This window comes from Exiguobacterium artemiae (genome assembly GCF_033342815.1).
In the GTDB taxonomy this organism is placed as follows: Bacteria; Bacillota; Bacilli; order Exiguobacteriales; family Exiguobacteriaceae; genus Exiguobacterium_A; species Exiguobacterium_A artemiae_A.
Genome location: NZ_JAWPEN010000014.1, coordinates 46,312 through 58,489 on the forward strand (window position 1 = coordinate 46,312; position 12,178 = coordinate 58,489).

General features: G+C 37.5%; 13 protein-coding genes. 3 read left to right on the forward strand and 10 right to left on the reverse strand.

Annotated features, from left to right (window positions below):
- Nucleotides 1-113: 113 nt before the first annotated feature.
- The 3 genes from relB to R7V76_RS12640 all read left to right on the forward strand — a co-directional run bounded on the left by relB (nucleotide 114) and on the right by R7V76_RS12640 (nucleotide 2,062).
- The gene (gene relB / locus R7V76_RS12630; RefSeq protein WP_318092869.1) at nucleotides 114-338 is read left to right on the forward strand and encodes a type II toxin-antitoxin system RelB family antitoxin; all 225 of its coding nucleotides are present in this window, start codon (nucleotides 114-116) and stop codon (nucleotides 336-338) included.
- Nucleotides 335-604 (forward strand): type II toxin-antitoxin system RelE family toxin, encoded by a 270-nt coding sequence (locus tag R7V76_RS12635; protein ID WP_318092870.1) that lies wholly within the window; start codon nucleotides 335-337, stop codon nucleotides 602-604. Before relB ends, R7V76_RS12635 begins: the two co-directional genes overlap by 4 nt.
- Nucleotides 605-734: 130 nt before the next feature.
- A protein-coding gene (locus tag R7V76_RS12640; protein ID WP_440137048.1) for an IS3 family transposase occupies nucleotides 735-2,062 on the forward strand; the annotation gives its coding sequence in 2 pieces (ribosomal slippage) (nucleotides 735-1,104 and nucleotides 1,104-2,062; 1,329 coding nt in all).
- A gap of 96 nt (nucleotides 2,063-2,158) precedes the next feature.
- Here the strand turns inward: R7V76_RS12640 and R7V76_RS12645 are convergent.
- From R7V76_RS12645 to R7V76_RS12685, 10 genes are all read right to left on the reverse strand, one after another.
- Nucleotides 2,159-4,783, reverse strand: a complete 2,625-nt coding sequence (locus tag R7V76_RS12645; protein ID WP_318092871.1) for an ABC transporter permease — start codon at nucleotides 4,781-4,783, stop codon at nucleotides 2,159-2,161.
- Nucleotides 4,777-5,466 carry an ABC transporter ATP-binding protein gene (locus R7V76_RS12650; protein WP_318092872.1) on the reverse strand — a complete coding sequence of 230 codons (690 nt, stop codon included), beginning with the start codon at nucleotides 5,464-5,466 and terminating at the stop codon, nucleotides 4,777-4,779. The genes R7V76_RS12645 and R7V76_RS12650 overlap by 7 nt, the downstream gene beginning before the upstream one ends.
- Before the next feature lie 1,027 nt (nucleotides 5,467-6,493).
- The gene (locus R7V76_RS12655; RefSeq protein WP_318092874.1) at nucleotides 6,494-7,561 is read right to left on the reverse strand and encodes a DUF58 domain-containing protein; all 1,068 of its coding nucleotides are present in this window, start codon (nucleotides 7,559-7,561) and stop codon (nucleotides 6,494-6,496) included.
- A 6-nt stretch (nucleotides 7,562-7,567) separates the two neighbouring features.
- On the reverse strand, nucleotides 7,568-8,491 hold the full coding sequence (locus tag R7V76_RS12660; RefSeq protein ID WP_318092876.1) for an AAA family ATPase: 924 nt from the start codon (nucleotides 8,489-8,491) through the stop codon (nucleotides 7,568-7,570).
- On the reverse strand, nucleotides 8,488-9,222 hold the full coding sequence (locus R7V76_RS12665) for a hypothetical protein (RefSeq protein ID WP_318092877.1): 735 nt from the start codon (nucleotides 9,220-9,222) through the stop codon (nucleotides 8,488-8,490). The genes R7V76_RS12660 and R7V76_RS12665 overlap by 4 nt, the downstream gene beginning before the upstream one ends.
- A 179-nt stretch (nucleotides 9,223-9,401) precedes the next feature.
- The gene (locus R7V76_RS12670; protein WP_318092879.1) at nucleotides 9,402-9,782 is read right to left on the reverse strand and encodes a TlpA family protein disulfide reductase; all 381 of its coding nucleotides are present in this window, start codon (nucleotides 9,780-9,782) and stop codon (nucleotides 9,402-9,404) included.
- Nucleotides 9,783-9,926: 144 nt separating this feature from the next.
- Nucleotides 9,927-10,475 carry a MauE/DoxX family redox-associated membrane protein gene (locus tag R7V76_RS16675; protein WP_369076253.1) on the reverse strand — a complete coding sequence of 183 codons (549 nt, stop codon included), beginning with the start codon at nucleotides 10,473-10,475 and terminating at the stop codon, nucleotides 9,927-9,929.
- The gene (locus R7V76_RS12675) at nucleotides 10,468-10,641 is read right to left on the reverse strand and encodes a hypothetical protein (RefSeq protein WP_318092881.1); all 174 of its coding nucleotides are present in this window, start codon (nucleotides 10,639-10,641) and stop codon (nucleotides 10,468-10,470) included. The genes R7V76_RS16675 and R7V76_RS12675 overlap by 8 nt, the downstream gene beginning before the upstream one ends.
- A gap of 88 nt (nucleotides 10,642-10,729) precedes the next feature.
- Nucleotides 10,730-11,395 (reverse strand): hypothetical protein, encoded by a 666-nt coding sequence (locus R7V76_RS12680; RefSeq protein WP_318092883.1) that lies wholly within the window; start codon nucleotides 11,393-11,395, stop codon nucleotides 10,730-10,732.
- Nucleotides 11,379-11,813 (reverse strand): hypothetical protein, encoded by a 435-nt coding sequence (locus R7V76_RS12685; RefSeq protein WP_318092884.1) that lies wholly within the window; start codon nucleotides 11,811-11,813, stop codon nucleotides 11,379-11,381. Before R7V76_RS12685 ends, R7V76_RS12680 begins: the two co-directional genes overlap by 17 nt.
- Nucleotides 11,814-12,178: the final 365 nt, after the last annotated feature.

Sequence of the window (12,178 nt, forward strand, 5' to 3'; positions counted from 1 at the left end):
TATCCATTTCTTACTATTGTAAAGTACTTTACTCTGAATCTAAATGTATAGAGCTCGTATCTATACTAAAAACCTACTTTGTAATACAATGTATTACAAAGGGGATGATAATCATGAGTACGATTTCTGTACGTTTAGATGATGAGGATACACGCCTCATTAAGGAATATGCGAAAGCGAAGAATATCACGATTTCTACACTTGTTCGAGATGCCGTCCTCGACCGCATCGAAGACGAAATCGATTTACAACTCTATCATGATTCGATGGCAGCACACCGTAAAAAATCAGAAGCAATCTCTTTCGATGATATGATGAAGGAACTTAATCTAGAATGACGGTATATATAGTAGAGTTTGAGCGCGGAGCTCAAAAATCTCTCAAGAAGATGGATCCCCAACAAGCGCGGATCATCATGTCCTGGATCAAAAAGAATCTGGTCGGGACGGATGATCCGCGTCGTCATGGAAAAGGACTGGTCTCGAATCGCTCGGGTGAATGGCGCTATCGCATTGGCGACTATCGTCTGATTGCTGACATCCAGGACGAAAAAGTTGTCATCTTGATTCTTGAGATCGGTCATCGTCGTGACATCTATAAATAAGGCATCTATTGCTCATATATTGAACTGAACCCTGAATGGTGGACACTTGATAAAAGACCCCATTCGGGGTTTTTTGTGTTTAAAGAAATCGATATACTGTGCCTATTCAATTTAGACGGGAGAACTATTCATGAACAGACGCACCTTCAATCCAGATCAAATCAGACAACTTGAAGCGAATCTTCACGTAGCCTTGGTATCAGATCGTACGATTCAATACAAAGGAGAATTTAAGATTCACGCTGTACGTGAGAATTTAGCTGGTAAGCGACCGATTCAAATCTTTGAGGAAAGCGGCTTTGACCTGGACATGATTGGTAAGCGAACAACGAACGAAGCATTGAAACGGTGGAGGAAGACCTATCGCATTTATGGAGAAGAAGGACTCTTGAATGAGAGACGTGGAAAATCAAATCTTGGAGGTCGACCGAAAAAAGACGATTCCGTCGAACGACGCCTTGCGAAAGCTGAAGCACGAATAAAGTACCTCACAGCGGAGAACGAATTACTAAAAAAGCTCGATGCTCTCGAAAGAGAGGCGAAGTACCGAAACTAACCGCATCTGAGCGCTATCAGGCAATCAATATTGTCTTACGGAAACAATCATCTAGGCGGTTCGTGACGGATCTATGTACGCTCGCTGAAGTGAGCCGCAGTGGTTATTACGCCTGGCTCGCACGTACGGATAGTGTTTCCCTTCGGGAAGAACGCGACTATTCGGACTACCTACTTCTGAAACGTGTTCATGATCGTCATAAGGGAAAAATCGGCTATCGTGGTCTTTACATGGAGATGCTTGATCTTATGGGGGGACCGATGAATCATAAACGTATTTTGCGTCTCATGAGGAAATTTGGAATCGTGACGAAAATCCGTAGGCAGAACGCTTATCGTAAAATCGCTAAAGCGACATATGAACATAGGACTGTACCGAACCACTTGAACCGTCGGTTCGATCAAGAAGAGCCTGGTAAGGTATTCGTCACAGACATCACTTATCTGTGTATTGGATCTGGTCAAACTGTGTATCTCTCTTGTGTGAAAGATGTCGCTACACGTGAAATTATGGCACATCATCTATCTACAAGCCTCCATATGGAACTTGTCCTTCATACAACAAATAAACTCGCAGAACGACTTCAAGGGAATATACACCCGGAAGCCATGATACATTCCGATCAAGGATTCCATTATACGCATCCTGCTTATCAAACACGCATCCGTGAGATGGGAATGCTTCAATCCATGTCTCGTAGAGGAAACTGCCTGGATAATGCCCCGATGGAATCGTTCTTTGGGCACTTGAAAGATTATGTCGATTATAAATTAGCATCTGACCTCGATGAGGTCTGTGCGATGGTCGATGCTTATATTGATTATTACAATAGCGAACGAAGACAATGGAAACTACAAAAGATGACTCCGGTTCAATACCGAAGCCATCTCATAGCAGCTTAAAACCTTAGTTAAGGGTGCTTTTATTTAACTGTTCAAACTCTAGGGTTCAGTTCAAACAGTGAGAAGAGCTATCTTCGTTATAGTTTTAAATTTCACTTATGATGCTTCCTTGAGCTCTTTATATGGATTCACTCGTGCTGCAAGTCGTGCTGGCATGAAAGCGGATAACGAACCGAAGAATATGGGCATGAGTATCGAAATAATAACCAGTGAAGGTCGATTCCATGGAACTAAATCATATAAGAAATAAATCAACGTATATGAGATAGACAAGCTTACAAGACCAGCAATCAGACCGACAAAAACTCCCTCTAAAACGATAAGCCTCTGTATAGAATTATTCGACCATCCGACAGCTTTCAATACGGCAAGCGACGCCCTTCGATCCGTGACGTTCTGCCACATAATCTCACCTGTAGTCAAGATAGCGATAGTGATTGCAATCCCCATTGTCACATAATGCATCGGTCCGACCTGCAGGGCAACGAACTTACCAAGCCAAGACGTGTATAATACTCCTTGCAGTTGGAATGTCACGAATAAGAAGAACGTTAGCAAGGCGGTCGGAAGAGCAATTGACAGGACAGACAAGCTGTTACGTTTCCATTTACCGAACAGTTCCTTTAATGCAAGTGTCAGAGTAGATCTTAGTTTCAGGTTTAACTTGGCCCCCTTCGCATATTCGCCTGTCTTAATTGCTTCGTATGGGGAAATTCGGCGTATAGTCCATGCTGACCATAAAGCCCCTGCAAAATAGATGGATAGACTAAATAAAGTAATCCAGATCAAGCTCCAACCATTCATCGCCTCATTTCGTACGGAAGAAAAGATACCTTCGACAATCAATGCAACAACAGATACGAACCCAGCAAGAGTTGCCGCTTCAATTATAACAATCTTATATAAATCCTTAGTTCGCCAACCGAGGGCAAGTAGAACGGCGAATTCCTTACGTCTCGCTAGCATCGAGACGTAGCTCGTCGCGAGGACATATACGATGGCGACAGCAAGCATCGCGAAGATGACCCCGGAGAAACCTACACTCGTCTCGCGGAAAATCGTCATCGCAGCACCAATATGTATCCAAGGCTGTTCAATCCAACCAAGAGTCTTAGCGTTATCGACGACCTTCGTTACGACGGGCTGAGGTGACGAACCCTTAGTGACAGTCGCAACTAAGCCAGTATCGGTTTCTATTTCAGTTTTAATTTGTTGTAATCGTTTTTCGGAATCTTCACTGACAGAAGAGACCCCTTCTACTTTCAAACGAATAGAAGAAATTGATTGATTCCCTAGCACCGTACGTACACTCTCTAACGTCGTCAGGACGTTAGGTGAGTTAGTCAAAAATCCGACCGGATTACCCGTCGTAACGATAGGACGTACTGGATTGATTGGTTTTCCTTCAGCATCTAAAACGAGGTTAGCAGAAGATGGACGGTATGTTTCCATCGGCAGTTCGCTCAATGGGTCCTTTGAGACGTTAATTTCATTTGGATTATATAAGCCGACGACGTTAAACTTCAAAATGGGATTCATTGCTTTGAAGGAAGATTCATCCTTAGCGTTCGCTTTGATTTCATAAGAGGTAATTTCTCGGAAACCGGACTTTGGTACGATAGATGATGGCAGAACTGAATTTTTGAAGACGACTGGTGCAGATTGAACTTCATAGGCATCATTCCATCTCGAAGGAAATGGACTTTTTTGTGAGCTATAAGATAATGTTCCTGTCTGAGCCACAAGTTGTGCATATGAATTCGCAATTGCTCCTTTTAACTGTTTTGATTTTTTTCCGGTAAGTGAATCAAAGAACGCACTTTCGACTTGAGAAGAAGAGACTTTGATGTCTTGGACTGTCTTCCGCTTTTCTTCGTCCAACGGTTGCTTTTTAGTCGATTTAGACAGTCGTTGATATGTAAGTTCCTTTTCTTTGTCTGAGGAGAGTGGAAGTTCGACTCTCTCCAGTTTGAATTCACTGTATCCTTGATTGAAAGACTTAGGGTTAATCATGACAGGAATATTGAATTCATTCGAAGATTCACTGTTCTTTTTAGCGATGTCCTGTGAATTAAAGAATCTTAAATTTTTTTGAGGTAAAATGCTGTTATCAAGTCCTACTAGCTTTGCTTCAGCCTCGGGATCTATTCCTACGATGAGACTATATGTAAATGGTTGGATATTTGACCAATCTGAATTTCGTGCATCTGCAATCCTAACGTTTTCTGGAAGAGGAACGTCATCCATATTTGATAGATAGATACTTGATGAAGAGATGATTTCTTTGGAGAACCCGCTATTTCCATAATGTGAATTACTTAGACGATAAACTCCAGGTGCTTTCGGGATTTTGATTTGGTCCGGTATTGAAATACCGATGTTAGCGTAACCCATTATAGCTATAGGTGCAGCTGTGTTGACTCCCTCAATTTTTTTTATCTTTTCGTACTGTTCAAATGAAATTCCACCGTTTATACCATTTAAATAGTTAGGTTCTAGTAAATTATTATCCTCGGTCGACATGACGCTTCCTTTAGGACGTACTACAATATCATAGGCTGACGTCCATTTTTTTTGAAGCGTCTGTTCGATTGTTCCTTGACTCGAATCAGTCAAATTGAACATCAGACTAAGTCCCGCGCTAATAACGAGAGCACCAATGATGGTTAAGATGAATTTTCCTTTTTTCCGCTTCCAATTTTTAAATATGAATTTCAACATATCGCTTCGTTCCTCCGATCTTCTATTATCTTCCCATCCTGCATGAAGATTATTCGATCTGCTCGTTCTGCTAAGGCAATGTCGTGCGTTACGAATATAACGCCACACCCTTCTTGTTCGTGTAAGTTCAGTAAAAGATTAAAGATAAGCTCCCCGTTCTCCGAGTCCAGGTTTCCAGTTGGTTCATCGGCCAAAATCCATCTCGGATGATTAATTAGAGCGCGCGCGATTGCAACTCGCTGTTGTTGTCCTCCTGATAGTTGTGATGGTAAAGAATTTTTCTTGTCGTATAAACCTATTAAGTTCATGATTTCATCTACTCGTTCACTTTTATTGAAGGTAATCTTTTTGTTCAGAAGAGCGACAAGAATGTTCTCACGAACTGTCAAGGAATGAAGTAAGTGGAATTGTTGAAACACAAAACCAATCGTATTGAACCGAAATAGCGAAAGGTTTTTATTATCCATTATCGTGATATCATCGGAGTCAAAAAAAATCTTCCCTTTTGTCGGACTATCAAGTGAGCCTATGAGACTTAACAAGGTTGACTTTCCAGAACCTGATGGTCCAACGATTGCCGTCACTTCTCGTTCATCAAACTTACAGGAAACATCAAAAAGGATTGGGGTTTCGACCTTACCCGTGAAAAAACTATGATTCAATCTGCTTACATTAATATTCATAAATAACTGACCTCCGAATCACCAAAATTAAACATATTTTAACTAATTAATATATAAGTAAAATACATTGAATTTTTGGAATATTTTAAAAACTATATGTAAATATTTTAATGTAAATACAATCCATTTACAATTTATTTCCCCATAAATAGTACATATGTTTCATAAATATTACTATGTTAAACCAAAAATATTATTCTCAGATTTAGTGAATCGAAGAATATTTGATTGTCCGAAACGAATTAGTATAATGATAAATCTTATTAATTTACTACTTTCTTTTCTTAAGCTTTTGTTCATAAAACTATGTTTTTATCAATGTACTTGATTATTCTATTGTTTGAAAGCAACCTTGATCTAACGGGCGAATTAATGGAGAATTGATGTATCACGACTACGATGCTAAATCGATTCTTTCATATGTCGAAATTATTACATTAAGGAAAATAAGAATATTAAATGCATAAGCCAGAAAAAATGAGAAAAGAAAGAGAGTAGATAGTTGAACGAATAACGGCGAAATGAAGTGAGATTATCCTTGTCATTTGAAAAGATAACGAGCTATAAAATCACCTTGAAAGAATACACCTATCTATTTTTTATATAGTAATTTAGAACTACTTTAATTTTGAATTCCTCTTCTAATTTCCACCGTTTTTTTTATTTTTTCTCTTTTCTTTAAAGATAGCATCTCTATTTCCGATAAATCCATTTAAGAAAATACACGTAATTCCGTCATAATTACTGGTTTTGCAAACGACTGTTTTCAAAATAAATCTAAGAGATATCTCATACTGCTGATACATTTTACTGACATTTTACTGACATTGTACTTATTATTTTATTTATATCCCCCTCAATGTGTTTGCGTTTATTCTTTATCCGTGTTTTTGATTACTATGTATTTTTTTATTAATTAAGAACCTGAAAGTAGATATAGAAAATCCCCCTTCAAAATAGACAGTTGAAACAGCAAAACGGTCTATTTTGATGGAGGATTTCTACTTTTCTGCAAAGGAACAATTATTCATGATAATAAAGCGATTTTATTGCATTCGATTTTTATCAATTGACTGTTCACGTACTTTTGACGAGTGACATAGCGATCAAATTGTTGTGTAGCGACATAGACATCTCGTGTAGAGAGAGTAGAGAGTAGCATCAGTACATGCTTCAATTGCGGCTGACCTTCTTTCATCGCAAGTTGAGTCATCTTATTCAGTGTATCAAGCCTGTTCAAAAATAGTTCGATTTTGCAACCTTCCTTGAGCAGTTCACTAATCAAGAATGCCGTCTGTTCGATGAAAATCTCATATTGTTGATGCAGACCATACCCGCTCGGCCCAGATAAATTTAAAGCAATTGTGAAGGTATCCTGATTACTCGTATCGAACACTTTTGTCTGTAAACGTCCGGTCTTTGCCGTCGCATACCAATCAATCTCCTTCGAAGGCTCAGCCGTATACGGCTTGGCCCCAAGTTGTACGAGCTTATTTTTTAATGGAGAATATCGATCCGGACGTTCTCCAAGTCTTAGACGCTGCAGTAAGAGAGGCATTGCTTGTGCAGTTAATGATGGTAGTACGGTGAATGCAGGATACGTATCAAAAGTGAATAAATAAACTCCCATTCGCCACGGTAAGCGGACTGTTATGATTATTTCATCGAACTTTGCCGGGCCACGTCGGATGGTCTGTATAGGAATTTCTAGTGCTTCATCCGAATCAATTGTTGCGTGGAACGTTGCTGGATGAAGTGGATCCATTTCTGGAAAGATGACACTACCATCCGTATGTAATCGAAGTGTTGCCTCTAGTCCAAGCCGTGTCAAGGAATCGATACCAAAAACCTCTAGTTGAAGAGATGTCTGTTCCTTATTGAACATCAGGATTTCATAATGTCTCCATTTGATAGCAACATCTTTACGAAGCTGCTTTTCAGTCCTGCCGACGACGAAATGAATTGTCGCAAGTGAAGCGAAGAAGAAGCCGAGTAACGACAAACGGGGAATGAACAAAAAAATGAACGTCAAAGTGACATAAAGAGGAAACAGACGGCGCTCAAGCCAAAATGGAACGGAACGTTCAATCTGCATAGTCGATTACCCCATTTCGACCGGAACCGGCACATCGTCCAAAATATGATTCAATATAGCGAATTTCGTCGTCTTGATTCCACCTTCGAGTGTTAGTGTCAGACGATGAGACAGGACGTGCTTCGCCAGATATTTAATATCTTCGGGAATAATGAAATCCCTTTGATTCAAGAAAGCATAGCTTTGGGAAGCGCGCAGCAGGGCAATTGCGCCACGTGGGCTAACGCCAACCTCAATAAGTTCATGATTCCGAGTCGCATGGACGATGTGAAGAAGATAATCGAGCACGTCTTGTGACGCGTGAACAAGGCGCGCACCTTCTTGCCAGGAAATCAAATCGCTACCTGTTACGATACCGACTGCCGTCCGGCGAACATTGGCTAAAATTTCTGAAAGTAGCTGGCGCTCGTTTTCGAAATCTGGATATCCCACTTCAATAGAGACCATGAATCGATCGAGTTGGGCATCCGGCAGAGGGAACGTGCCGGCAGATTCGATTGGGTTTTGTGTGGCGATAACAAAGAATGGTGTCGGCATCTGATAAGTAGTACCACCGATTGAGACCTGACGCTCCTCCATCGCTTCAAGCAATGCTGATTGAGTACGTGGCACTGCTCGATTGATTTCATCGATTAAGACCACGTTCGCGAACAATGGACCACGTTTATTCTCGAAATCCTGTGTTTTTAAGTTAAAGAAGTCAGAACCAATGACATCAGACGGAAGGAGATCTGCTGTGAACTGAATACGAGAGAATGTACTATCGAAGCTATGCGCGAGGGCTTTTGCAAGCATCGTCTTCCCAGTACCAGGAACATCTTCAAGCAGGATATGCCCTTCTGCAATCAATGCCGTCAAACATAAATCTATGACATCAGGCTTACCGAGATAGATAGAATTAAGCTGCTGTTTCAATTTAGTAATTTTCATTCTTGTGCCCCCTTATTTTCTTGTAAATATACGTACAATCCAGCCTCAAGTCGTTCTATCTCTTCCGACTCAATGGCCACCTCCTCTTTTTCACCGTATCTTACTTCCCTGTATATATCGAAATCGATATGCAAGTTCAATCTGTCACTCCATTGATTGAGTGTTTCAGTAGATTTTCTACGAAGTCTTTTCGGAAGTTGATCATTAAAATCTATAATCAAATTTCGAATATTACTCGAAACATTTAATTCGTTCGTCATCTGCTGTGAGGAATCGAATTTACCATTTTTGATTGGATTTAATCTTATATCGTCGTTCTTTTTATAGGAAGCAATCATCTTCTTATTTTTTTCTTTTTTCTTAGTCCAGCGAATGAAGATAAATATCGTGACAACAGCAGCTATCCAAATCAAAGAGTTTTGTACTACATAAATAAGAGAATTTATAACCCCCATCAATGTCGCATCACTCTTACCATGTCCATATCCATCAAGCAAATAACTAATTTCAATTTTTTTAGATGTTACTTCTTCCTTAGAGTCTTTATTCTTAGGTATGTTCAGAGATATTTCTCTTTCATCAATGGGCCTAATGATTCTTAGGAAAAAGTTATTGGTATCATTTCCTTTTTTGTTATTTATCCAGTTACTATATAAACTTTGTGAACCAATACTAAGTAAGTAGAATAGTGAAAAAGTTAGAAGAATTGATGTAATCATTTTCTTTTTCATGATTCTCATCCACATCCTTTTGACAAACACTAATTCGATTCATTAGGCAGCCTTAAAATTTTTAGTTAAATCATTAATTGATGTGAGTGTTTCTACTGTATGAATCACATTTTTCTCACCAATCCTAACAAGTTTTGGCACACCTCTTATATTGAAGTCATCTACGACCTTCATGGAATTCACATAAGATATTTTTTTAGTGTCAGCTCATTTATATATTCCTCATCAATTTCTCCTTGCGATACGAATACGATTTCTTTTAAAACGTCGTCCTTGAGCTTATGTAACTGTTTAATCAATTTTTTACATGTGGGACAAGTAGGAGAAATGAAAATGAAATTGATTTTGTTGTTTTCTTTAATAGATATGACTTTACCGAATTGATCCTTCAAGTTAAAATCAGGAGCTGTTGCTCCCAATTGAATTTCAAGATCATAAGATGCTAATGAATTTTGTTGAATAATGCTTATAAAAAAATTCAATTTTTTGAATAATTTGAACAAATTAAAACCATTAACCAAAATACTGAGCGAAATTAATATTAGCAGTAATAAAATCATAGACATTTATTCCTCACTTTCATTAGGGTTTATACTAATGATTTTTTTGAAAATTCATCAACTTCTTTTGTGAAAGTATACAGGATAAAGCCTTGTACGATTACGATAGTCCATAAAATTAAAAAAGCGATGATGATAAATAGATTACTCATAATTACCTCCAAGTGATTCATAATGTTGTTTAAACGACTTTATTTTTGAGATTGATTTCATGACGTAGAAAATTTGAATAACCATCAGAAGACTAATGACATATACCTCGCTAAAAGAAACACTAGAATTTTGAACGTATATCAAACTCAAAGCCATTAAAATAACTAGTATAATATTTCTCGCAATCAGCTTGTAGGAGATTTTATTTTCACCCACTATTCCTCCGCACCCACAGTCGATGTCAATTCTACCTCTAAACAAATTGATACCGATAGCAATCGTATACACTGTTAATAGGCAAGCTGACATAATCAGAAATAATGAACTAAAATGTAATGTCAGCAATCCGACGCCTATAATTATTTCCAACGCTACATCTATTTTCGCGAACTTACCGACAAGATTATCGGGAAGGACTTGATATGCATGTATGGTTTTTACATGATGCGAAAAGTTCATCATCTTACTCAGTGATGATGATATGAACATAAATCCAAAAAAGACAAGGGTAACTATAATGATTGTATTCAAATTAAACACCTACTTCTTCCGTTGAAATATACATCTCTGCTTGATTTTGATACATCGAATAAAATTCTCCTTTTAGATTTAATAATTCTGTGAAATCACCGTACTCGACAATCTTCCCTTCCTTCATTACAGCAATCTTATCGGCAAGATGGCAGGAATACATACGATGAGACACAAAGATTGAAACTTTGTCTTCAGATAGTTCTTTGAACTTCTTGAATATTTTAATCTCAGATTCAGGGTCTAACGCTGATGTAGGTTCATCAAAAATAATGACCTGTGATTTTTTTATCATAGATCGAGCAAGTTCCACTTTTTGCCACTGCGCTCGGAAAAGTATACGTTCTTGTTGAAGGATCCTCTTCTTCTATCGTCATCAATGTATTTAAATCATTCAGATAAAAAGACTTTTCCTTTAGTGACGAATAAATATTCGCACATTGTAAAAAAGAATTTTGCAATCTTTGTATAGACTCAACAATCGAAACAAAATCACCTACTCGAACCGTTTTATGTACAATCATCCATATCAGATAAAAAGCTGACAATAGATAAGACAAACCACTAAGTGAGTCCAGTGCTACAGATTTTTTTTGCTGACTGGCTTCTTGATTCAATATTTCCATACGATTTTTACTGAATATACTTTTCCATTTATCAATAAGATAAGATTGTGAATTTGTGAGACGAATTTCTTTGTTATGATGACGATCAGTAAAAATATCAAACAAATAGTGTTGTTCTCTAGCTAAAGGAGTTTGAAATTTCATCAAAAAATATCTGTCAGCTCCAAATCTAGATTGCATTATTAGAATTGGGATAAAAGAGAGAAAGATAATTAAAACAAATATCCAATGGAACTGAATCAAGAACATGGAGATTGTAATCATAGTAATCAGTGTAGTTGATAATTCAAGAACCTGTTTCATCGGTTGAAAGATTTTGATAACCCATGTCCCCTTGAATGCGTTGGATAAGATTCTGAAACTCAAAACTTTCAATCTTCTCATAATTGATTTTGAACATTTTTTTCGCCATTTTTTCTTTCATTTCTAGTTCTATGTCTGATTGAATACGAGATTCAATGTACTGTTCTAATTTATTGGTAATAGAAAACAGAATCGCCATCAGAAATTGGGCTATCAACAACGTAATGACCAGTGTGATTGATTCATTGTTTGTACTCAATAAATTTTGGACATTATTAATTAATCGTTGTAAAATCAGCAAATTTATTACGGGAAAAAAACCTTGTGCTATTTTTATGAACACTAAAAATATAAAAGGTAGCTTACTTATCTTAAGAGTAATTTTCAAGTTAGTATAAATCATTTGCGCCAAAGACATATTTAACTCCCTTTACCAAATGATAACATAATAGTTTTTAATTTTTACTATTTATTCAAAATTAACTGACTTTTTATCCCTTTAATATTTCACTCATTTTTATATACGCTCGAATCAAAATATGCATTTCGTTCTATGCTTAGATTTCTAGAATTCCAAGGACAAATGCTTAAAACTAAAAAATTCAAGATGACGTAATTTTGATTGAATGATTACGATGGGTATAGCTGCTAAAAAAATAATCAAAACAAATATCCGATGGAATTGGATTAAAAAAAATGATACTGTAACGACAGTAATAAATGTACTTAATAAGTCAAGTACTTGACTTATTTTTTGAAAAATTTGGTATCCCATATCATCTT